This is a genomic window from Legionella quinlivanii (assembly GCF_900461555.1).
Classification (GTDB): domain Bacteria; phylum Pseudomonadota; class Gammaproteobacteria; order Legionellales; family Legionellaceae; genus Legionella_C; species Legionella_C quinlivanii.
In genome coordinates this window covers 73802-95172 of the sequence record NZ_UGOX01000002.1, presented here as the reverse complement: position 1 = coordinate 95172, position 21371 = coordinate 73802, and the positions used below count along the sequence as shown (strand labels likewise).

Here is a 21371-nt window from a genome sequence, read left to right as displayed (position 1 = left end):
GTCACAGGATTTGGATAATGAGATGAAAAAACATAAGGGATTTACACTGATTGAGTTAATGATTGTTGTGGCTATCGTAGGAATTTTAGCAGCTATTGCAATCCCTGCTTATCAAGATTATACGATTCGCGCTCGAGTGACAGAGGGCTTAAGTTTAGCCTCCTCTGCTAAAGCGGCAGTCGCCGAAACCACAATAGCTAGAAATGCACTTCCCACCTCTCAAGCCGCTACTGGGTATGTCTCGCCGGCCGCTACGGCAAACGTTTCCTCCATCACCATTGCAGCAAATACTGGAGTGATAACAATTACTTATACAGCAGCTGCCGGAGGCGGTACCATCCTATTAACGCCTACTCTAAATGCAAATGGTGATTTGACTTGGACTTGCACCGGGGGAACTTTAGCAAATAAATACAGACCAGCTTCTTGTAGGCCGTAAATTCAAACCAGTACAAGACCCATACTATCATTCAATTGAGTGTATCTAGTATAACATTCGTTTTATTAGTACTATTTATTCTTTAGTCTCTTACTCCAGAGCAACTATGAGCTTGCACTTCATTGAAGAATACCCATATCCTGCCTTTCTCTGTGATACAGAAGGGACTATGATTTTAAATAATCAAGCGTATAGAGATTTTTTCCATGTTGAGGAGTGTTTATTTAGTGTTTCCCTCAGTCACTACACTGAGCTTCATGCACTTTTTGAAATTTTAAAAAATTCTGCCCCCGGTTTAATAAAGACCTATCACAACACTATAGTTTTGCAATGGGTAGCAACGACTTGTTTATTTTTATTACAACATCCTGTGATAGCTTGTTTGAGTCAACCTTTGGAACAAGAACAATGATATGAATAGCTCGGTTCGTCCATGCTTTACCCAGAACACCGCCGAAGAAACGAGGTGGTATACAGGCTATAATTGATAATAGGAGTTAACTCTAATAGAAAATAATCCATCGGTAACATTAATTAAAAAAATAAAAAGGTTAATGCAGAGAACATGAAACCAAATCGCTCTCCACTACAAGACGAGTGCTTTTTGTTATTACTGGAAAGCTCTCTTAGGTCAATCCCTTTCAATGGCTTATTATCGGTATTGATATCCTTCTATCTACTCTACCGACAAGCACCACTTCATTGGGTGATGACCTGGTTACTTGCTGTCATCTTTTTAAGCATAGTACGCTTGCTGTATAGTAAGTATTGTATTAAATCAAAGCGTTATCTTCCTCAGCAAAAGCGAGCCCTACACATCTTTATGGCCTTGACATTCCTAATGGGTGCCTTGTGGGGGAGCTCTTATCTAGTATTTTATCCTTACTTTTTAAAAATGAACCAAAATATCATAACCTTGGTTCTCGGGGGAATGGCATCAGGAGCTCTCGCATCATTATCCGTTTATCTTCCTGCCTACTGTGCGTATTTATTACCGATGTTTTTACCTCTAATCGTTTACAACTATTGGTTGGGTGGATTTAATCACAGTATTTTAGCGACGATGTTCTCTTTATTTGTTCTCATGTTACTCATTACAGCAAAATCCCAATCTAAAATTTTACAAAACACTATTCGATTAACCAAAGAAAAAGAGGAAGCACTTATTGAAATCAAGCGTTTATCTATCACCGATTCACTGACGGGCCTTTATAATCGGCGATATTTTGACCAAAGACTAAGTGAAGAGTTTGCTAGAGCCAAACGCAATCATCATCCAATTAACTTGGTGTTAATCGACGTTGATGACTTTAAACGACTTAATGACAACTATGGCCACCCCTCAGGTGATTTGTTTTTAAAGAATTTAGCTGCAGCCATAAAAAATTCTGCCCAGAGAGCAAATGATACTTCTTTTCGGATTGGGGGAGATGAATTTGCTACTATTCTGTCGAACACCTCACTGGAGGACGCTATTCTAGTATGCCAGAAATTACAAAATAAAGTTCAATCTGAAGTGTCGAATGCAACTACACTGAGTATTGGTATCGTGAGTGTGTCCCCAAGCTGCCCAGAGGAAGACGTAGAGCAAATCATTTCAGTAGCCGATAAAACATTGTATGAAGCAAAGAAAAGCGGAAAAAATCAAGTTCGCTCTCAACAGCTTCATTGCCTATAATCCAGAGCAATATTGACATAAGCAGCATTTAAAATAGTTCCAAGAAATAAGGATTCTAGATGAACATACTAATCACTGGTGGCTGCGGTTTTATTGGCTCTCATCTTGCCCAATACTATCTTGGAAAAGGGCATAAGGTTGTATGCGTTGACAATTTAGACACTGGAAAAATTGAAAATATCAATGAATTCAAACAGCATCATTCATTTACATTTGAGAAAACCGATTTATTGACTTGGCCAAACTTGCAAGATACAGTGAGTTGGGCAGATGTGATTTTCCATCTAGCCGCATCGGTTGGAATGTTTAAAGTCTTACATGATCCAATCGCTGTAATAAATAATAATATTATTGCCTGCAACCATTTGCTACAGGCAATCGATAAGGCTCAAAAAAAACCTATTACGGTCATTGTTTCCTCATCTGCTGTTTATGGTGATTCAAAAGGGCTGTGCGAAAGTAGTTCCCTAAATTTGAAACCTCTTACAAACTCCCATATGACTTATTCCATAAGTAAACTAACTGAGGAAATAATCGGGTACGCCTATTTTTATCAAAAAAATATACCTGTCATACTACCCCGAATATTTAATACAATTGGCCCCAGGCAGACAGGGCAATACGGGATGGTTGTTCCACGTTTTATAAAACAAGCTTGTGAGAATGAGCCAATTACTGTTTTTGGTGATGGCCATCAGACCCGCTCTTTTTGTGACGTAAGGGATGTGGTAGCGGCTCTTGATTTACTTATCAATACTCCTGCGAGTATTGGTAAGAGTATCAATATTGGAAATAATAGAGAAATCTCTATCAATAATCTGGCGGAATTAACAAAAAGTTACTCAAATAGTAACTCTACAATTGTTCACATCCCTTATGAAGAGGCTTATGGGGTCGATTATGTGGATATTGAACAACGTTGCCCTAACCTTAACACCTTACTCACGCTAACGTCTTTTCAGCACAAATGGACTTTAGAAGAGACTTTGAAGGATTTAATTACTAAGTACAAACAATCCCCAAATAATGGATGAACTATAGGGCATCCTAATTGATCAAAGATTAGCCTCTGGTATTTGTGGAACTGGCCATCAGTGGACAAGGAAAACACCGTTGACTAGGATTAAAGAGTCTTTGGAGGAATTACCATGTGCGGCCGATTTTCTGTCGACACCGATATCGAGAAACTAAAACAGCAATTTGAAGTCACAACGGTTGAGCCTTTACCCCAAAGTCGCAATGTCGCGCCAACGGAGGCCGCCCTTTGCCTTATTCCCACTGAAGAAGGCTTAAAGGCCGTGCAAATGCGCTGGGGCATTGTGCCCTGGTATGCGAAAAGCAAAAAATCAATGCTGCTCATTAATGCACGCGCTGAACAAGCCGCCGAAAAGCCGGCCTTTAAACAAGCGATTAAATACCGGCGCTGCCTTTTAATTATGAATGGTTTTTTTGAATGGCAGCATCACCCTAAAGACAATAAAACCGTCAAACAACCCTATTACATTCATCAGAAAGACAATGCCCTTTTAGCGGTCGCTGCCATTTGGGAGCGCTTTGAACCTGAGCCAGACCTGATTATTCCTTCCTGCTGCTTACTGACCACCTCGCCCAATGAACTGGTCAGTCAACTCCATGACCGAATGCCCTGGTTTTTAAACGAGACCCAGCAAGCAAAATGGCTCTCCCCTGCCCCGTTTTCCACTGAGGAAGTGAGTAACTTACTCCATCAACCACAGTCGGTTGAGCTCGTCTGCCATCCCGTGACGCCTAAAATGAATTCCGCACTGTATAAGGGGGACGATTGCATTGAAGTTCTGCCGACTGATGCCTCCATGACAGAATGATTTTTGAGGCCCTACAATTTCAAACATCCATGCACTGGATTTTCTTTCGCGTTTAAGCCACCATTATCTGTACCGCAAAATTCCTTTTAAAGACAAGGAGTGTCTATGGAATGGCAAATCGGCGAGACCGTGTACTGGCTAGGCCAGAAACAACACACCCCAGATTTTGGTTTATTCCCTTTATCGATTGCGATTGTAAAAGAGACTATCCAAGACATTCGCACGCATACCCCTCATCAAAATCCTATCGTGACTGCCCGTTTCGCTTTTGGCCTGGATGAGGTATTTAAATGTAAAGAAGACGCATTGAACGCTTTAAAGCAACAAGCGATGGCGCTTTTAAGCAATCCGACGCAACGACTTTCCAATTTTTATCGAATGCAGTAATTCAATCGAGGTCGGCACTATCAAGACAAGCGTTTAGGCAAAGAAACGCTTCCATAACAAGGAGAACAAGGATGTTAAGCATTGGTGATACAGTATACTGGCTTTCACAAGCACAGCACGATGCCGATGAGGGCACATTTCCACTGGATATTTCAATTCAAAAAGAACGCATCGAAGAGATTATAACCGGTGAATCAGGTCACGCGCTGTATAGAACTGACTACGACCGCCACTTAAAAGCAGAAGAAACATTTCCCTCCGCAGAAGAGGCCTTAAAGGCATTGATTGAACAATGCGAAACCCTTCTATTGTCACCGGACACCGAGGAAGCCTCCTTCTTTGCTCTAAGTGACTAAGCAAGCCAGTAGTGCAAAGACCGCAATCAGATACAAAGGGTACAATCCGCTTTTCAATCCAAATCCAGGGATTGATGAAGCGTAAAAAAAGACTGCCAGGGGTTTTCTCGCAAAGTGTGAAGCCGTTTCAGTAATGAGTGAAGGGTATAAAACGTATCCTCAAACTGGTCGGTTAATTCATCCCAATGAAGCGGCACTGCCACCGGCGCTTTTGGGCGGGCTCGGGTAGAATAAGGGGCAATGGCGGTGGTGTCCCATTGGTTGCGCAAATAATCGATGAAGACTTTCCCTTGGCGCTTTTTCTTGGCCATGTTACTGACATAACGGTCAGGTGCGATGGTTTCCAGTGTTTGGACAAAGGCCTTGGTAAATCGTTTAATCGCATCCCAATCGTGTTCGGGGAGAATGGGGGCAACCACATGCAAGCCCTTGCCACCGGTGGTTTTTACAAAGGAGGTTAATTGCATTGTATTGAGATAATGGCGCACGGTTTGAGCCGCAAGAACTACTTCATTCCAGGCCACATCGGGGGCTGGATCTAAATCGAAGACGATAACATCCGCTTGTTCCAGGTGAGCGATGGTGCTGCCCCAGGGATGAATTTCCAATACCCCCATTTGCACTAAACTTAAAAGCCCTTTTTCATCCTCCACCGTGAGATAGTCCTCCCATTGCCGGGTTTTTTTGTCTTGAATGGGTATCGGTTTTAAGGCAGGGCTTGAAGAAGCCGTTCGATGCTTTTGATAAAAACAGTGCTGATAGCCCTCAGGGCAACGTAACAAGGTGAGCGGACGTTCCCGAATGAAGGGCAACATCCATTCAGCCACCGCTTCATAGTAATCATACAGCTGCTGTTTGCTAATCCCATCCTCTGGGTAAAGAAGTTTTTCCGGGTGACTCAGACGAACGCGGGATTTTTCAGATGGCTTCGCTGATTCAGGTACTACCTTTTCAAGCAACGAGACCGTAAGCGTTTCTTCCCGGTGAATCGTCTTTGCGGTCTTATCACGCCGAAGCCCCTTAAAACTCGGATGCCTTAAATTACTTTCTTTAGTCCATTCGCTAAATTCCACCTCAGCGACTAATTCCGGTTTAACCCAAGTGGCGGTGCGACAACCCGGTGGATTGGTGGTGAAGGGATTTTTTTCAATAACCAGCGGCAGTAATGCCTGATAAACTGTTTTTAACGAAGCTTCCGTAAACCCCGTACCCACATTGCCGCTGTACTCCAACTTCCCTTTCTCATTAAAAACCCCTAAATATAAAGAGCCAAAATAACGCCTGGCCCCCTGCGGCGGTGTAAATCCCGCGATAACATATTCTTGGCGTTTGACGCATTTGATTTTAAGCCAGCTTTTGCTGCGTTTGGTCTGATAAGGGCTATCCGCTAATTTAGACACAATGCCTTCAAGGCCCAAACGACAGGCATTGGCGAACACCTCACGGCCCTCGCCAATAATATGGTCGTTGTAGCGAATAGCACTTGGTGCCTGGCGAAGTACTGCTTTTAGTAGCGATTTACGCTCAATAAGCGGCAAAGATAGTAAGCTTTTACTGTGGTAATACGGCATGTCATAACAATAATAACGAAATGGTGAATGGGAACCGGCATCAATGGCATTTTGCATGCACTGAAAACTCGCGCGATTGGATTCATCAAAAATGACCATTTCGCCATCGAGAATGAGGTTTTCAAATGGCAACAGACGAATTTTATCAGCAATCACCTGAAAGGATATTGTCCAGTCGATGTGATTGCGGGACATGATATATACCGTATCGCCCTTCTTAAAGGCCAGCATCCGGTAACCATCCCATTTAATTTCATGAAGCCAGGCATCCCCTGTTGGCGGTATATCTGCCAGGGTGGCGAGCTGAGGTGACATTTTCTCAGGCATCGCCTCATTGTGTAACCGAGCCAGGCGCTCATCGATTCGTTGTTTTGCGCTTCGATGAACTAATTGTGGCTTCGCATGTGGGTTATCAGCGAACTCCTCCAGCGTTAAGCCGCTTAATACACTCGCAGGCATTCGGTCCACAATGGGGATGGGATTGAAGTCACTAAACTCATCGTTCATCTTCACTAATCGCCAGGTGTTTTCTGTGGCACTTCGAATCAGCTCCCAATCCCCCTGGAGTTTCTCACCGTGTAAGCTAAATCGTAAATGTCCTTTATAGAAACAGCCGATGGGATTGTCATCGAGCGGCTCCCAAATGCCGTTATCCCAAAGTATTACCGTACCCGCACCATATTCCCCTTTTGGAATTTCCCCTTCAAATTCCGCGTAATCCAATGGATGGTCTTCTGTTTGAAAAGCGGTGCGTTTGATAGCGGGATTAGAACTCGGCCCCCTTGGCACCGCCCAGCTTTTTAAAACGCCTTGAAGCTCTAAGCGAAAGTCATAATGCAGATGGGAGGCTTGATGCTTTTGGATAACAAAGCGGAACTGATTAGTGAAAGATTCACAGCCCGGAGGTTCACGGGTACGGGAAAAATTTCGTTTGGCGCGATACTGCCCTAAGCCCATGGTTTCTCCAATGCTTGTGACAGAAAAACAAAAACCACCCTGAGGTGGTTTTCTGATGCAGACTAAAGAGTTCGCTTTCGCGATCTTCTGTCTACACTTTAAGTATAGTAAAGCCATACGGGCTGTCAAATTGTCGCAAAAAGGCAATAAGCCGACTTTAAAAACGAACACCCATCATCAATTAATGGTCTAAGAAGCCGCATCAATCCAGGGATTAGAATAACCTTCAATACCAGCCACTTGACTAGCCCACTCTTTTTCCCAAGCCGTTGGCGGAAACTGACGATGCCAGGCAAGAAATAATTGTTTTTGTGCGCCACTTAATGCAATGCCATAGCGGTCAGCCATAAAAAGGTTTGCACGGGCAACAAGGCCTTTCACCGCATCGGCAGGCTCAATCCGACGTGTAGCGCTATCCACGTAAAACTCACAGCCGTAGGTTTTGGATTTATTAGGGAGCTCGGCATAGCGATAATCAGAACGGAGCTGATTTAACAAACCAACTTCCGGCCATAAATTATAAAGCTCAGCTTCCGCTTGACGAAACCGCGGCTCTATTTTTTCACAACAAGCCCGCCCTTTATAAGGTGTTCCGTTAGTACGTCGGCAAAGCGGCTCCCGCCAACAGGCGAATTGCCGGCCAAAATTTGCGGCGGGCATCATATGTTCCCATTCCAGGCGCAGGGCGCGTTTTTTATCGGCGGCGGCATTCATCTGGCAGCTTGCCAAATCAATTTGCTTGTTTTGGTAATGGCACTGGCAATACAGGGTGATGGGATGTGACTCAAATACGGCCGTTGCTATTTTTTTAGCTTGCGCGAAATTAGTAGGCGGTACTGCATCACACACCTGGCTAAATAAAAGAATAATTAAGAGCGATACGGTTTTCATGCGCGAAGCTTAACGATAATGCGCCGATTTTTCCAGTCTTGTCTTTTATTAAACACTCCCCTACCCTACTGTGGTCTTTCTAAGGAGTGAATACCATGTCTCTGCATCAAACCGATTGTCATTTGGATGGAAAACAAGTGACCGTTCATTTCCGCTATTACTGGCCAAAAGCATACGTCCTTTGGCAGCACAAACGATACGGGAGTATCGATATCATTGAGGTGATGGACTCTGATGAACGAATTGACGTTGAGTCCTTGCCGGTCGAATCGCAAATCGCCTGCCGCCATGCAGCCTGGGAGCATTTGCATGGCAATCAACTCCTCAAAGATGCCAACGTCTCCAGTATCTGGCAAGCAGACGAGCATCATAGTGCTCTTCGCCTCAACACAGATTAAAAAATGTCTGGGCAGTGGCTTTTTTCCTTTACTTATCAGCGCTCTAACATTCTATACACATCGTTATCCACAGATTTTGTGGATAAGTGAAACCGTGATTTCTTGTCGTTAATACGCGATAAGCCTTTGTAATCAAGGGGCTTGAAGGAGGAAAGCAATAAAAGAGGGGTTTATAGAGCGATGTTCAAAAAAACTTATCCACAAAAGCCTGGCTTTGGATAAAGATTTGGGAGATGCATTGTATCTTCTTTTTTTAAGAAGAACCAGTCTTGACTTTTTCCGCTGTTTTCTTTAGAGACATTATTTTCTCTATCTCATTGATAATTAATCAAGTTTACCTTATTTCTTTCCGCAGGCAGTGCGACTCTAGAATTTATTTTAAAACAACCCGCTTTATTAATTGATCACATATTGCTTTTTATGATTATTTCTTGTACAATCATCGTCCATGTAATTATGGATAATACATTTATGACCCAAAATCTCTCGCACCTCTTTCCTCAAGACTTTCTTCATAAACTGATTAACTTTCCTAAAGAAACATTGAAAAACCTCTTCATGCTTTGCCAGGAAGCCGTTCACCTGTTCATAACCAACGAGCTGAATGCCCTAGACCCGCTGGTTTGTGAGAATGCTTGCCACATTAGAGCATTTGCTTTATGGCATATGACTAATAAGTATCGCGATACGAGCGCTTTCTCTGTTTGGCATTCGGTGATGCAATCCTTCAATACAATCATTGAAAAAATAAGCGCATTACCGCCAATCAATGAGCATACAAGACAAACCATTGAGAGCTATCTTCAGGAACATGGCCTCTATCTTGGGTTTGATAATGAATTGCTTTTCGATGTTAAATTTATCGTGTTGTCTTATTTGCTAACCCTGACTAAAAAACAACTGCCCTCTTCGTCGTTTATGCTCTATGAAAAAACCTGTTTGGAGGCATTAAATGGTCTTGGATTAGTGCACAATAAAATAAAGTCTTTCGTTTCCAGTGCGCAGAAAGAGTTGTCCTTTATGTCGTGCCAAATTATTCAGAGACATAGTCAGCTGTATGATAACCCAGCACTAATGGAATTGTTAGTCATTCGTTACGACGATCATAAACGCAGCTATCTTCCACAGTATCCAACAGCCAAAGTGATCCTTTTGAGCGCTTTGCAACACAATATTCCACTCATCATTAAGGTTTCTCGTTTTGTAAAGCACCGCTATCATGATGAACTCTTGTTAGGGTTTACACCATCCCTCGACAAAAAAGAATTTTACTTAACACCCCGTTTCGATAATAAGTGTCAAGCGGCGATAATCTGTGAAGGAATTGTAAACTACCCAGACGGTGTTGAACGGCCCGAGACCTATGTTAATCGTTTAAATCAACAGTCGCCTATACAAATCCTTTTGGCGAATTTTGCAGCGCATCCTCAATTTTCAGGCAATCTAAGAAACACGCCCTGTATTTACAAGGAAGCCTATGAAAATAACAGCGCATTCAAGGCCCCTATCACACAGGAATGGGAGGCGTTTAATCAGCATGCTTATTTCGCAAAAAAAGAGGGATGCACTTTTGAAAACCCTAGTCTTTTGTTTTTAAACCATGTGTTTTGTGATTCAATTACTTATTATCCCCTGTATGACCCAACACCCCGTAAATATCAGGAACTATTGTTCAATGAAACTGAACTATAATTAGCTAGAAAAATAAACTATGTCAGAATGGCTAAGACTAAATGAGCGATAATCCTAACGGACTACTGCAGGATGAATTACTAAAACGTCTTCGGGAGCTTGAAGAGGAATTATCCTTTTATCATCACATGATGAATTATATTCCTGGGCATATTTATTGGTTAGATCAAAACAATCGCTATCTGGGCTGCAATCAGGAGCATGCCAACAATATTGGTCTTAGTAACCGATTGGATATTGTTGGAAAAACGAACGACGATATGCCCTGGAAAGAAATTGCCGAAACAGTGAATCAAACCAATAGGGAAGTGATGCGCACCGGAGAGCCCGTTACCATCAAAGAAACCGGGTTAATCAACGGCGTTCAATCCACTTTTCTATCTCAAAAAGTGCCTTTAAAAAATAAAAATAATGAAACGGTAGGAATAATGGGGATATCCATTAACATTACCGAAATAGAACAACTGCAAAAATCACTCATTGAAGCTAAAAAAGGCGCTGAAGCAGCCAGCCAGGCGAAAACAGAATTTCTGGAGAACATGCGCCACGATATCCGTACCCCATTAACCGGTATTGTAGGGTTTGCCGATTTACTTAAAATGGAATCGGATAACCCCCACATCAAAGAATACTCTGAGAACTTGGTAGCCTCCAGCCATGCCCTATTGGATTTATTGGATGAAGTGCTTGAAGCCATTCGTGTCAGTTCAGGAGAAATCCCCAGGCTTAAAAAGAAGTTTGATTTAAAAGCAGCATTAGAGCATGTCATTAAATTGAACATGGCGAGAGCCGCCCAGAAACGATTATCGCTGTCTTTACAATTTGATGAAGCTATCCCCCGTTATGTCATAGGGGATAAGGTGCGTATTCATCGCATTATCCTTGAATTAGTGGCCAATGCCTTAAATTTCACGGATACTGGATTTGTGAAATTATCCGCGCATCTTGCTAAACAGGAAGGGAAGCAATTGGTGTTAATGCTGGTTGTTGAAGATTCAGGCATGGGCATTCCCAAAGACAAACAGCAGGAAATCTATGTTCAATTTAAGCGCTTAACCCCTTCCTACCAGGGCATTTATAAAGGGGCTGGCTTGGGTTTATCGGTAGTGAAGCAATTTGTGGATGAATTAAACGGTGAAATTTATGTTAAAAGTGAGCCTCGCAAGGGCTCATCCTTCACCTGCGTCATCCCTCTCCAGGAGCCGCTTCTCGATAATGATTTAGGCATGGAAGAACAGGATTCGCTGGTCGATCAACTGTACGAAACGACGTATGCACAGCAAATTAAACCACCACCCTGCCCCTCCGTAGAATCCGCTGAGCACCGAGTACTCGTGGTTGAAGATAACATCATTGCACAGCATGCCGCCCGATCATTATTATCCAAACTTCAATGTGCCGTTGATATCGCAGAAGACGGCAAGACCGCGCTCGATTTATGGAAAACGCAACACTATGATTTGATCCTGATGGACATCGGCTTGCCTGATGTAGACGGTTACGAGGTGACGCATGCGATTCGCGTGCAGGAATTAACCAAAAAAACGCATACGCCTATTATTGCCTTAACGGCACATGCCGGCGATGAGAATAAAAAACGCTGTATCGATGCGGGTATGAATGCCGTACTGACCAAACCGCTTACGGCTAAAAATTGTTCTGATATTGTCACGGCGTTTATTCCGGGGCGTCAATCCCCAGATCCCCGCGCTGGAAATGCTGCTTATCGCGCAGACTTGCCAGAGGAAGAAGCGCATTTATTTCAGCTCAATGAGTTTCCACTCTTAGACGTTGAGGAAGGTTTAAAGACAACCGGAACCCAATCTCAGCTGGCTGATATGTTGGCGTTTATGGTGAAGGACTCCTTACCCCAAGATTTTTCGTTAATGCAAAAAGCGCACGATGAGGGCAACTGGGAAAAAACCCAGCAACTCGCCCATAAAATCAAAGGCGGTGCAGTGTATGTAGGCGCTACCCGCATCAAAATAGCCTGCCAATACTTGGAACGCTACTGGAAAGCGGGCCAAAGTGACTTGCTTGAACCATTATATCAGCAGGCGATCACTGTCATTAAAGACAGCACTGAAGCGATAAACGACTGGATCAAACAAACGAACGGCTCGTGATCTTGGGCTAAATGAAATGGTTATTTCTAGCCCAGTCTTTAGCACTTTAATCCTGAGTACCTTTCCACTGAGAACACCAAGTAGGCTGATTCCAGCTTCCTACAGTTCCCCCATACTTATGCACACTGCTTTATGGGATTAAATGGTTGCCGTTCATTCTCTTGCTCAATTAAAAACTGTTGCTGCCATAGCTGCTCCAGTTCGCGTTTTATCTCTTGAATACGCTCTCTAATCGAAACAATCATTTCTTCAGTGGATTGCTGATAAATACTTTGAGTCAACGTCTCAATTAAGAGGCTTTTTTCAAGCATTTGCGCTTCTAACTGGGCAAGTCGTTCGTCTTTTTGCTCTTCAATCCTCTCATAGTCGTAATTTATTTCGTTATTTTTCTGCTGCTGATATCGTTCTTCGCGCAGTGCCTGTTGGTCTTTAAAATCTTGTCCCAAGTAAAAGTGCTTATAGAACCCCTTAGGAGTTCGCCAGCGATTTTCCCGGATCATTTTTGAAAGGATGTTATTACGATGCTTAAAACAGGTCACATCCGGTAAATAAAATTCATTGTTAAGCAGGACAAACAAATATTCCGCTGCCAGTTGTTTCGGAGATGAAAGTTGCTTTTTGTGTGTAAAACTTAGATTGAAGAACGTGCCTAATACCAGTTTTTTGACTTCATCAGGGATTTCTTCCTTGATTTCTGAACAGAAGAAGTTTTGGATAGTATCGAATTGCTGGCTTAATCGCTGTAGTGTGGGTTTATCCACAGAACGAGTTAGTTTTTTAAAACTAATAGTATTAATAAAAGAAGAGGGATAAAGATCACTTATATATAATCCCCTCATTTTGAGGGGATCGATCCCCTCATTTATAGTAACATTATTGCATTTTGGTTTGATCTTGTCCTGATTTTGATGCTTATCCTCATTAGACGCATTGATATCGTTGTTAATATCTTTTATATCCGATGGTGGAATATTGGAAGCAGGTTCAGAGGGCTTAATTAATGCCAGTAGTTTATCGGTAATGTGAATGTAGTTGCCCTTTTTAACTTCAAAGCCACCCTGATCTCTGGTTCTACTATAGAGCGCCTGGCGTCTTTCAATGAATCCTTCTTCGTGTAATTCTTTGATGTATCGCTCCAGGGTGCTTTTGGGGATGCCTGTATCCTCTACGATTTGAGCGTAAGGCTTCATAAACCATTTATTACTTGAGTTTTTTAAAGTGTAGGTACTGGTTTGCCAGCCGAGCAGTATATAATCCACAAGCTGCGCTTTTCGGGCAGATGGAATAACTTTCATGAGACTTTTAAATCTCATGTGAAAAATTGAACAAAGGTTCCCCATAGATAATATCCCTTACCTTTATTGTTTTTATTGTTTTTTTAGGGGAACAAAGCTAAAATAATCCGTGGATGGATCCAAAAATTTCGATGGAACTATTCATTCCTTGATGTTTTTGGTGTTTAGCTTCGTTCCAAGCTAATTGTTATAAGCCATGACTGGTCTGCGAAACTAGTCATGGCCACTTATCTATTAAATTCTAATTGTTCTCTATATCTTTCCTCTTAATTAGATTGCCATATTCAGAAAAATTCAAAAAATATCTTATCCTAGAGGAACTTGCGGTGTCAATGATATTGAATTGGTTCCTAAATGGAACTACTATGGTTCTGCGGTAAATTATTTTAATTAAAAACAGATTTATTTAAAACCAATATGGTCATTAAAAGGGCCGTTCAATGGCGAGGATTCATGATGACAGAAGCAATTCAAGATTTAGACGTTAATGACAGAATAAAAAAGATAAGAGATTTATATTCATTGAAGCAATCGGATATATCTCAAATAACTGGGTATTCCGTCAATACTATAAAAAAATGGATGATGGGTAGGGAGCAGAAATATTATACAAAAGCACCGGTGCAAGCATTAAAAATATTGGAAAGCTGGATAAATAACGAGGGTGGTGATGATAATACTCATTCTCAAATAATGAACAAAGCTGCAGATGTTTGGAGTATTATTACAAATAAGGGCGGTGTAGGAAAAACTACACAATCATTTAATTTTTCACTTATTTTAGCTAATACTTACAAAAAAAGAGTTCTTGCTATTGATTTAGATCCTCAAGGACATTTGAGTTTATCTTTAGTCAAATCCCCTTCAAACATTGGATTATCTACGAGCGATCTCCTTCTTGGGAAAAGTGGAACTCCTTTTAAATATAACGATCACCTTGATGTAATTGCTACTGGGAAAGAATTGAGAGGTGTTTTGGACGCAATCCCACCACAAGATCTGCTGTTTAGATTAAAAGAAAAAATAGAAGGATATAGATCCATATATGATGTAGTAATTTGTGATGGGATACCTACAGACTCTCCTTGGTTTGATGCGATTTTAGCTGCAACAACCAAAGTTGTGATGCCTTTTACTATTGACTTATATGATAGTTGGGGTATGCAAGATGTTTTTGATAAGGTAGATGTTTTAAAAATGAGAAAAGTTGCAGATAATTTAAAAGTTGCAGCTATTGTAGGTAATTCTATGTCAAAGCCCATGTCCGTCTTTGATAGCGCAATTATTAACAGCTTAAAAGAAACATATCCCAAAGAGTTCTGTCCTATTGTTATTTCTAAGAGTGTAAAAGTAAAGGAATGTAAAAGCCCAGCCATTTCTCAGTCAATTGTAGATTATGAGCCAACTTCTAGAGTGGCTGAAGAATACCTTGGTGTAATTGATTTTATTTTGAAGGCGTAGGGGGTAGTGAATGAAAGTTGATATTCGAAAACAGGCTGTAACCGGAGCTATTATTAAGGACAATGCGTCAGATTGGAAAAATATTGCCACTAAAGAAATAGAAGAAAATAAAAGTCTAAAGGAGCAGATTGAATCATTAGAGGAAGAGTTAGCGAATAAAGAAAATTATAATATTTTAGAGATTGATCCTAAAAAATGTCGGAATTGGAAGTATGCAGATAGAAATCGATTTGAACTCGGTAGTATCGACGAGTTAGCAGAAGATATAAAGCAAAATGGACAATTACAACCAGCAATAGTTAGAAAGATAGATTCTTTAGATTTTGAGTATGAAGTTATTGCTGGTGAAAGAAGATGGCGAGCATGTACTATTGCTAATTTGAATTTAAAAGTGGTTATAACAAAAGAAGACGATGCGGGTTGTCTGGTAATTCAAACAAGTGAAAACAAGAAAAAAAGTCTATCAGCTTATTCTTTAGCTGTTGCTTATGAGAAACTAATGATTGATTTAAACATTAGTCAAAATGAGCTTTCTAGAAGATTGAATATACCTAAGACATCTTTTAGTGAACTAATGTCTTTTAATAAAGTGCCAAAAGAAGTTTGGGAATCTGTTGAAGATATGACAAAAGTGAAACCTAAGACAGCGGCTTTTTTGTCTCTGATGTGCAGTAAAGGGGATGAATATTTAGCAGCTGTTATGAATTGTGCTCAAAAAATTAGAGAAGGATATGGAACAGATAATCTCAAAAAGTTTATTGAAAAGCACTTGTCGAATATTAAAACAAACAGAAACTCATCGCGAGTATATGAAGGGAAAACAGGAGAGGTTTTATTTAGAATCACAAGTGAGGGAAGAATTTCGTTATCAAAGCCGATCATTAAAAAAATAGATATTGATAATTTCACTGAATATTTAGGTAAATATTTGGAAGATAAGCTTTAGTGTACGCGGCGCGTACATTAGCCATCGAGCATAACAGGTAATCAATTAAACAGGTATTTTTTACGTATAATCTTTACCAATTACATTGAATATAATATTAAAATACAAAAAAATAAGGTTGCGTGATGAAGTCAGTATGTGTGTATTTGGGTGCAAATTTTGGTAATGACGACGCGTTTAAAGAGGCGGTTATTAAACTCGGAAACGAGATAGCTGATTTGGATCTTACCTTGATTTACGGCGGCTCTAGTCTTGGGATGATGGGATTGTTGGCCAAAACCGTAAAGGAGTCTGGTGGTAAAGTCATAGGTGTAATTACGCGTCACCTCATTGAGAAGGAAAAACCGCTAGAAATATTAGATAATCTGCATGTAGTTGAATCTATGCAAGAAAGAAAAAAACTAATGCAACATTTAGCAGATACTTTTATCGTAATGCCTGGTGGTATCGGTACTCTTGAAGAGGCTATAGAAACATGGAATGCAATAAAAATAGGGGAGATCAATAAAAGAATAGGTTTTCTAAATATAGATGGTTTTTTTGATTCGTTATTTAGTTTCTTGAATATATGTCAAAAAAAGGGGTTTCTTACAGAGGAACAGAAGTCTATTCCTTTAGTGCAATCTAATGTTTGTGCATTAATAAATATGTTAACAAAATTAGATGAACCTGTGATTCGAGAGGATAAGAATCTTTCGTTAGCATGAGTTAATAAAGGTTATATATGGACGGTATAAATTTACAAAAGCATCATGCGTTAACTAGTAGTACAAATATACGGGAACTATTTAATCCTTTACTTGAATCAATTGGAATTACATATTTCAATTACATAAAAATATACAATAGTGATTGCTCCCGAGAGTTATTGACAAATAATCCAGAGTGGATTGCTCATTTTTATAAAAATTCGTTATTTAATTCTATTGGAGCTGTAGATGTAGAGCATTTACTTCCGAAAGGTTATTTTTTGTGGTCGGAATTAGATTGTAAAGATCCTATATATCTTCAAGGTAGAGATTTTTTTAATATCGATAATGGGATTAGCTTTATTATTAAAAGAGAGGATGTTACTTATTTATACATTTTTGCATCAAGCAAAGATAAATATTCAATAAATAATTTTTATATAGGAAATATTGATCTACTTCAGAGGTTTATTCATTACTTCAATGATAAAGCACATTCTTTGATAAAAGAAGCGGAGCAAAATCGCATATATTTACCATTTAAACAAGATATAAATTTTAATCGAGTTAATAATATGGATGTCTCTGAAAAAATAAGGCAAGAGTTTTTAGAGCAAACAAAAATTAATAGATATTTTCTATTAAATGAATCAGATAATTTATATTTGACTGGAAAGCAGGCTGAGTGTGCTCGCCTACTAACTAGGGGGTATACCTCGAAGCATATTGCAAAAGAAATGGAGATATCACACAGAACAGTTGAGGGTTACATCCTTAATATTAAAAACAAGCTTCAAGAGTCATTATCAAAGAATTTGACAAAGTCGCAAATTAATCAGATTTTGCGTTATTCAAATATAATCTAAAGAACGTAATTTTTACTTATATAAATGATAAAAGAAAATTTATAAAATAAAAAAATAGAAGAGTGGAGAACAGGGAACACAGTCGCCAAACAGTCGTTCCCTATTCGGTAGGCAGCTAAGCGCCTTTCAAAATAATAACATTAAATGTTTATTAATTTCAAAAGTTATTTCCTACCTCTTACATATGTTCAGCCACCATTTATTTTAATTGAAATTATAAAATCGAATACAGGTTTATTTTTTTAAGGAAAAGAAATTGGAATCGGATAACAATTACAGGAGTGTTCATATAACAATTCGGCTATCGCAAAGTGCGAATCGTCTTTTGTCAGAATCATGTGGTCGATCAAATAGAAAAAAGATTCAAGAAGCCACTTTGCGATTGGAAGATCATTTAAAGAAATACCGATCAATATCAGAGTTAGAGCATGCGATCCCATTAAACAAGGAATGAAATAGAAATGTTGATTTTATCCAGAAAAGTGGGCGAAAGCATCATGGTCATGAATGAAATATGTATCACCATTCTTAAAAATGTAGATGGAAAAGTTGATGTAGGTATATCTGCTCCAAAGTCAATGGCTGTACACCGATTAGAAATATTTGAAAAAAATAAGGCTCGGGAAATAAAGGATTAATCATGAATGCAAAAAATAAAGTAATACCCAATGCTTTTTTAGTGAGTTCTGTCTTGGCACTAGCAGGCTGTGCTGCAACCCAAACCGCAATCGAACATGGATCATTACAAGTCAGCACAAAACAGAGCGAGACTGTTTTTCTAGAGCCCGTCTCGAATGCTGAGAAAACAGTGTATATTTCCGTGAAATCTACTGCCGATGAAGACATGGATATTACCCCCCAATTAAAAACAGCCTTAATTTCTCAAGGTTATAAGGTGATGAATAATCCAGGGGCTGCCCATTATCTCTTACAAGCGAATGTGCTTAAGGTTGGTAAGATGAGTATTGCTGCAAGCCAATCTGCATTAGGCGGGGGCTATGGTTCAGCTATTGCAGGTGCAGCAGTAGGCACTGCTGCAGGCAGTTTTACCAATTCAAGCAACGGGATGATTGCAGGAGGGCTTGCTGGAGGTGTAATTGGTTTAGCCGCGGATGCCTTAGTAAAGGATGTCAATTACACCATGATTACGGATGTGCTGATTAGTGAGCACGCAGGAAAAGGGGTTCAAATCAAAGAGCAATTCAGGGCGAATATTGGAAATGGATCCTCTAGCGGGACTTCTCAAAGTTATTCAAACACCAGTGCATTTAAAAAATATCGAGTTCGAATCGTGTCGAATGCTGATAAGGTCAACTTAAAGTTTGCTGACGCACGCCCAGCCTTAGAGCAGGGGCTAGTGAAAGTCATTTCCGGGATTTTTTAAGTCGCTCGATAAACAATAAACAAACTGAATTAATTATGCCCTAAAAAATAGGGCAGGGGATTTTTTTACCTAAAAAAGGGAGGGCAACTCAAAATGAGAAGGAATGTTTACAAAAATTCGATGCTTTTTATTGGGGCAATCGTGTTATCAGGCGCTGTGTATTCGGCCTCTGTTGACAAAGAAGAACTGGCTACTGATTGCAAATACCTTGGAAACAATTTAAGCCAATTGGCGGCTACGAACACCAAGGAGTATTGCTCGGTTGATGTCAGCCATGCTGGTGCTGTAATGAAACTATCTGGGGAATACATTGAAAAAAATAGAATTCATTCTGCAACCGAAACACTTAAGTTAGTCCATAAAACACTGGAGCACGTGAAGTCAGAGACATGGAGCTGCGTGTATTTCTCTTCGTTAGTTATCCCCTACATAGAAGAAGTAAAACACATCATTGACCAATTGGAAGTGATACATGGGAAGTTATCAAAATGAAAAAGAAACAATTTATGACTATCAATGCAATGGTCAGGGAGAAAAGCATTCAGCTCCATGAGTTTTTAAAATGGTCAATGCCTGTTCTGGTCTTCTGTTGGTTTCTTATGCTGTGTTTTACCAGTACTGGCCATGCAGAAGCAGGGCAAAATTATCTTAGTGGGATGAAAAGTGATGTCAGTGCTACTTTCGGAAAGAATTCGGACTTACCGGGTTATTTATATGGTGCAGAAACATTGGTGGCCGGGTTTACCTGGATGAAAAGCAAAAGCCCCTGGGTATTTGTGGGCTTACCGCTACTCATTATTTTTACTCATTGGGGTTTAAGTTATGTCTCATAACTATACCACCTTTATGTTGTCAGAAGAGCCGCGTATTGCCGGAATTCCCTTGACTACTGGACTGCCCGTGTATTTGCTCACGGGCATTGGATTACTTATCGGATATGCTCCCCAGCTTTTCATCATTGGTGCGGTTTTAAGTCTCATCATGCATTTTAAATTCGGGGGATTACCGCTAAGGGTTCTACTCGGGATCATTTATTGGTCATTACCGCATGCAATGACAAGCCCTATCTTTAGAACATTTCCTAATTCTGCTCACCGAATTTATATAGGCTAGCCTTATGAACCGAATATTTCGTGACAATGTGGTATTGAAAAACAGGGTGTTATTAAACTTAACTCTTGCCTGGGCATTTTCAGCGACATTTGCTGTGATTATTTTGGGTGGGCTCTGCTTTTATGTGGTTAAACACAAAGAAACGCATTGGTTGCCCATCTGTACGGAAGAGGGGTATTTCCTGGGGAACGCTTCCTACTCTCCATCCTATATTAAAGATATGACCAAAAAGGTCATCCAACTGCGGTTAACCTACAATCCAGAAACCGTTGAGTCACGATTCGCAACCTTAGTTCATTTAATTCCCGCATCTCATCAGGAAGCATTCAAGAAGATTTTAGATTCTGAAATCGGTGTGGTGAAAGAAAAAAATATCAGTAGTGTGTTTTATGAAAAGGATATTGAAATTGATCCCTCTAATGTGCAAGCCAAAATCAAAGGCACCTTGAATCGAACCAGTCATGGACTGGAGGTGAAGCCTCAAGCGAAGGTCTATTTAGTCCAGTTCTCTTATAAGCAAGGGATGATGTGGCCGATGTCAATTCAGGAGGTGCATTCATGAAGTCACTTCATTGTTTGGTTCTGGGCATGGCATTTTCCACAAGCCTTTCTGCAGCAACTCCGGTAGCCACCTTTAAGTTTGAAGAAGGGGAGCAATTTACGCTGTCTTTGTCATCCCTAAACTTTAACCGCATTGATGTGGAAGGGGAGCGAATCGTTAAAGTGAGCTTTCCTGAACACGCCTTCATCGTAGAGCAAAATAAGGAGAATGACGATGACTTAGATGGTGCTGTGGTCTTAAAGCCCTTAGCGCATATTCCCTTAACAGTGTATTTCACTACCGATAGAAACCATCATTTTTCAGCCACTATATCCCCTATAGAAGACTTGGGTAAAACCATCCGATTTGTCTCTAAAAAGATGAGAGGATTTGATTTTGTGGACATGAAGGAAAAGCGGCAATACCAGAGCAGTGATTTGATGACGGCTTTAATGGAGGGAACAATGCCACTGGGCTATCAGGAAGTGCCAGTGAAGCCCACGACGTTTTACCTCCATAAGCATTTAAAGGTAACCCTGGTGAAGCAGTATCAGGGAGAGGATTCTTCGGGCTATGTGTATCGCATCGAAAACCAATCGCGAAGCGAGATGGCACTAACTCCTGCCTTATTTGAGCATCCAAAGCTTGTGACGATGGAGCTTTCAGAAAAGAGACTTAAGCCCCAACAAACCGCTTATTTCTATGGCATTTACCGTGAACAGTCCGCCATCGGTTAA

The 21371-nt window shown here is 40.5% G+C and carries 25 protein-coding genes; 22 read left to right on the top strand and 3 right to left on the bottom strand.

Annotated elements, in window-relative coordinates:
• Window positions 1-22: 22 nt before the first annotated feature.
• From DYH61_RS15460 to DYH61_RS15430, 7 genes are all read left to right on the top strand, one after another.
• Entirely contained in the window at window positions 23-439 is a 417-nt protein-coding gene (locus DYH61_RS15460) for a pilin (protein WP_058523800.1), read from the top strand.
• A gap of 106 nt (window positions 440-545) precedes the next feature.
• Window positions 546-851, top strand: coding sequence for a hypothetical protein (locus DYH61_RS15455; protein WP_058523797.1), 306 nt, complete (start codon window positions 546-548; stop codon window positions 849-851).
• Between the two features lie 297 nt (window positions 852-1148).
• Window positions 1149-2117: a GGDEF domain-containing protein gene (locus DYH61_RS15450; RefSeq protein ID WP_218564196.1), complete on the top strand. Its 969-nt coding sequence runs from the start codon at window positions 1149-1151 to the stop codon at window positions 2115-2117.
• Window positions 2118-2176: 59 nt separating this feature from the next.
• Window positions 2177-3151 carry an NAD-dependent epimerase/dehydratase family protein gene (locus DYH61_RS15445; protein ID WP_058508226.1) on the top strand — a complete coding sequence of 325 codons (975 nt, stop codon included), beginning with the start codon at window positions 2177-2179 and terminating at the stop codon, window positions 3149-3151.
• A 114-nt stretch (window positions 3152-3265) separates the two neighbouring features.
• Window positions 3266-3961, top strand: a complete 696-nt coding sequence (locus DYH61_RS15440) for an SOS response-associated peptidase (protein WP_058508227.1) — start codon at window positions 3266-3268, stop codon at window positions 3959-3961.
• Between the two features lie 105 nt (window positions 3962-4066).
• Entirely contained in the window at window positions 4067-4348 is a 282-nt protein-coding gene (locus DYH61_RS15435) for a hypothetical protein (RefSeq protein ID WP_058508228.1), read from the top strand.
• 71 nt (window positions 4349-4419) lie between these two features.
• Complete coding sequence (locus tag DYH61_RS15430) at window positions 4420-4704, top strand: hypothetical protein (RefSeq protein ID WP_058508229.1); 285 nt, start codon at window positions 4420-4422, stop codon at window positions 4702-4704.
• Between the two features lie 53 nt (window positions 4705-4757).
• Here the strand turns inward: DYH61_RS15430 and ligD are convergent, their stop codons facing one another.
• Window positions 4758-7232, bottom strand: coding sequence for a DNA ligase D (ligD, locus tag DYH61_RS15425; RefSeq protein ID WP_058508230.1), 2475 nt, complete (start codon window positions 7230-7232; stop codon window positions 4758-4760).
• A 189-nt stretch (window positions 7233-7421) separates the two neighbouring features.
• Complete coding sequence (locus DYH61_RS15420) at window positions 7422-8123, bottom strand: endonuclease (protein WP_058508231.1); 702 nt, start codon at window positions 8121-8123, stop codon at window positions 7422-7424.
• Between the two features lie 95 nt (window positions 8124-8218).
• Between DYH61_RS15420 and DYH61_RS15415 the strand changes: the two genes are divergently transcribed.
• The 3 genes from DYH61_RS15415 to DYH61_RS15405 all read left to right on the top strand — a co-directional run bounded on the left by DYH61_RS15415 (window position 8219) and on the right by DYH61_RS15405 (window position 12339).
• Window positions 8219-8521: a hypothetical protein gene (locus DYH61_RS15415; protein ID WP_058508232.1), complete on the top strand. Its 303-nt coding sequence runs from the start codon at window positions 8219-8221 to the stop codon at window positions 8519-8521.
• A gap of 471 nt (window positions 8522-8992) precedes the next feature.
• Complete coding sequence (locus DYH61_RS15410) at window positions 8993-10213, top strand: hypothetical protein (protein WP_058508233.1); 1221 nt, start codon at window positions 8993-8995, stop codon at window positions 10211-10213.
• 41 nt (window positions 10214-10254) lie between these two features.
• Window positions 10255-12339 (top strand): response regulator, encoded by a 2085-nt coding sequence (locus DYH61_RS15405; protein ID WP_115343326.1) that lies wholly within the window; start codon window positions 10255-10257, stop codon window positions 12337-12339.
• Window positions 12340-12455: 116 nt separating this feature from the next.
• Here DYH61_RS15405 and DYH61_RS15400 read toward each other — a convergent pair whose 3' ends face one another.
• On the bottom strand, window positions 12456-13634 hold the full coding sequence (locus DYH61_RS15400) for a helix-turn-helix domain-containing protein (RefSeq protein ID WP_233011636.1): 1179 nt from the start codon (window positions 13632-13634) through the stop codon (window positions 12456-12458).
• A 453-nt stretch (window positions 13635-14087) separates the two neighbouring features.
• On the opposite strand from DYH61_RS15400, the gene DYH61_RS15395 reads away from it, so the two are divergent.
• The 12 genes from DYH61_RS15395 to traK all read left to right on the top strand — a co-directional run bounded on the left by DYH61_RS15395 (window position 14088) and on the right by traK (window position 21371).
• Window positions 14088-15095: an AAA family ATPase gene (locus tag DYH61_RS15395; RefSeq protein WP_160037296.1), complete on the top strand. Its 1008-nt coding sequence runs from the start codon at window positions 14088-14090 to the stop codon at window positions 15093-15095.
• Between the two features lie 10 nt (window positions 15096-15105).
• Entirely contained in the window at window positions 15106-16041 is a 936-nt protein-coding gene (locus DYH61_RS15390; protein ID WP_058508444.1) for a ParB/RepB/Spo0J family partition protein, read from the top strand.
• A gap of 125 nt (window positions 16042-16166) precedes the next feature.
• A complete protein-coding gene (locus DYH61_RS15385) occupies window positions 16167-16748 on the top strand; it encodes an LOG family protein (protein WP_058508445.1) in 582 nt (193 codons plus the stop codon).
• Between the two features lie 17 nt (window positions 16749-16765).
• Window positions 16766-17596 (top strand): helix-turn-helix domain-containing protein, encoded by an 831-nt coding sequence (locus DYH61_RS15380; protein WP_058508446.1) that lies wholly within the window; start codon window positions 16766-16768, stop codon window positions 17594-17596.
• A 256-nt stretch (window positions 17597-17852) separates the two neighbouring features.
• Window positions 17853-18050: a TraY domain-containing protein gene (locus DYH61_RS15375; RefSeq protein ID WP_083499263.1), complete on the top strand. Its 198-nt coding sequence runs from the start codon at window positions 17853-17855 to the stop codon at window positions 18048-18050.
• A gap of 7 nt (window positions 18051-18057) precedes the next feature.
• A complete protein-coding gene (locus DYH61_RS15370) occupies window positions 18058-18234 on the top strand; it encodes a carbon storage regulator (protein ID WP_083499264.1) in 177 nt (58 codons plus the stop codon).
• Between the two features lie 2 nt (window positions 18235-18236).
• Window positions 18237-18980: a complement resistance protein TraT gene (locus DYH61_RS15365; RefSeq protein WP_058508448.1), complete on the top strand. Its 744-nt coding sequence runs from the start codon at window positions 18237-18239 to the stop codon at window positions 18978-18980.
• A gap of 93 nt (window positions 18981-19073) precedes the next feature.
• A complete protein-coding gene (locus DYH61_RS15360; RefSeq protein ID WP_065236176.1) occupies window positions 19074-19472 on the top strand; it encodes a hypothetical protein in 399 nt (132 codons plus the stop codon).
• Complete coding sequence (locus DYH61_RS15355; protein WP_233011637.1) at window positions 19469-19813, top strand: type IV conjugative transfer system pilin TraA; 345 nt, start codon at window positions 19469-19471, stop codon at window positions 19811-19813. Before DYH61_RS15360 ends, DYH61_RS15355 begins: the two co-directional genes overlap by 4 nt.
• Window positions 19803-20093: a type IV conjugative transfer system protein TraL gene (traL, locus tag DYH61_RS15350; RefSeq protein WP_058508450.1), complete on the top strand. Its 291-nt coding sequence runs from the start codon at window positions 19803-19805 to the stop codon at window positions 20091-20093. The genes DYH61_RS15355 and traL overlap by 11 nt, the downstream gene beginning before the upstream one ends.
• 4 nt (window positions 20094-20097) lie before the next feature.
• Window positions 20098-20655 carry a TraE/TraK family type IV conjugative transfer system protein gene (locus DYH61_RS15345; RefSeq protein WP_058508451.1) on the top strand — a complete coding sequence of 186 codons (558 nt, stop codon included), beginning with the start codon at window positions 20098-20100 and terminating at the stop codon, window positions 20653-20655.
• A complete protein-coding gene (traK, locus tag DYH61_RS15340) occupies window positions 20652-21371 on the top strand; it encodes a type-F conjugative transfer system secretin TraK (RefSeq protein ID WP_058508452.1) in 720 nt (239 codons plus the stop codon). Before DYH61_RS15345 ends, traK begins: the two co-directional genes overlap by 4 nt.

Coding starts and splice junctions, on each gene's coding strand:
- DYH61_RS15460 (WP_058523800.1), top strand. CDS start 23: ATGAAAAAACATAAGGGATTTACACTGATTGAGTTAATGATTGTTGTG.
- DYH61_RS15455 (WP_058523797.1), top strand. CDS start 546: ATGAGCTTGCACTTCATTGAAGAATACCCATATCCTGCCTTTCTCTGT.
- DYH61_RS15450 (WP_218564196.1), top strand. CDS start 1,149: ATGACCTGGTTACTTGCTGTCATCTTTTTAAGCATAGTACGCTTGCTG.
- DYH61_RS15445 (WP_058508226.1), top strand. CDS start 2,177: ATGAACATACTAATCACTGGTGGCTGCGGTTTTATTGGCTCTCATCTT.
- DYH61_RS15440 (WP_058508227.1), top strand. CDS start 3,266: ATGTGCGGCCGATTTTCTGTCGACACCGATATCGAGAAACTAAAACAG.
- DYH61_RS15435 (WP_058508228.1), top strand. CDS start 4,067: ATGGAATGGCAAATCGGCGAGACCGTGTACTGGCTAGGCCAGAAACAA.
- DYH61_RS15430 (WP_058508229.1), top strand. CDS start 4,420: ATGTTAAGCATTGGTGATACAGTATACTGGCTTTCACAAGCACAGCAC.
- ligD (WP_058508230.1), bottom strand. CDS start 7,232: ATGGGCTTAGGGCAGTATCGCGCCAAACGAAATTTTTCCCGTACCCGT.
- DYH61_RS15420 (WP_058508231.1), bottom strand. CDS start 8,123: ATGAAAACCGTATCGCTCTTAATTATTCTTTTATTTAGCCAGGTGTGT.
- DYH61_RS15415 (WP_058508232.1), top strand. CDS start 8,219: ATGTCTCTGCATCAAACCGATTGTCATTTGGATGGAAAACAAGTGACC.
- DYH61_RS15410 (WP_058508233.1), top strand. CDS start 8,993: ATGACCCAAAATCTCTCGCACCTCTTTCCTCAAGACTTTCTTCATAAA.
- DYH61_RS15405 (WP_115343326.1), top strand. CDS start 10,255: ATGAGCGATAATCCTAACGGACTACTGCAGGATGAATTACTAAAACGT.
- DYH61_RS15400 (WP_233011636.1), bottom strand. CDS start 13,634: ATGAAAGTTATTCCATCTGCCCGAAAAGCGCAGCTTGTGGATTATATA.
- DYH61_RS15395 (WP_160037296.1), top strand. CDS start 14,088: ATGATGACAGAAGCAATTCAAGATTTAGACGTTAATGACAGAATAAAA.
- DYH61_RS15390 (WP_058508444.1), top strand. CDS start 15,106: ATGAAAGTTGATATTCGAAAACAGGCTGTAACCGGAGCTATTATTAAG.
- DYH61_RS15385 (WP_058508445.1), top strand. CDS start 16,167: ATGAAGTCAGTATGTGTGTATTTGGGTGCAAATTTTGGTAATGACGAC.
- DYH61_RS15380 (WP_058508446.1), top strand. CDS start 16,766: ATGGACGGTATAAATTTACAAAAGCATCATGCGTTAACTAGTAGTACA.
- DYH61_RS15370 (WP_083499264.1), top strand. CDS start 18,058: ATGTTGATTTTATCCAGAAAAGTGGGCGAAAGCATCATGGTCATGAAT.
- DYH61_RS15365 (WP_058508448.1), top strand. CDS start 18,237: ATGAATGCAAAAAATAAAGTAATACCCAATGCTTTTTTAGTGAGTTCT.
- DYH61_RS15360 (WP_065236176.1), top strand. CDS start 19,074: ATGAGAAGGAATGTTTACAAAAATTCGATGCTTTTTATTGGGGCAATC.
- DYH61_RS15355 (WP_233011637.1), top strand. CDS start 19,469: ATGAAAAAGAAACAATTTATGACTATCAATGCAATGGTCAGGGAGAAA.
- traL (WP_058508450.1), top strand. CDS start 19,803: ATGTCTCATAACTATACCACCTTTATGTTGTCAGAAGAGCCGCGTATT.
- DYH61_RS15345 (WP_058508451.1), top strand. CDS start 20,098: ATGAACCGAATATTTCGTGACAATGTGGTATTGAAAAACAGGGTGTTA.
- traK (WP_058508452.1), top strand. CDS start 20,652: ATGAAGTCACTTCATTGTTTGGTTCTGGGCATGGCATTTTCCACAAGC.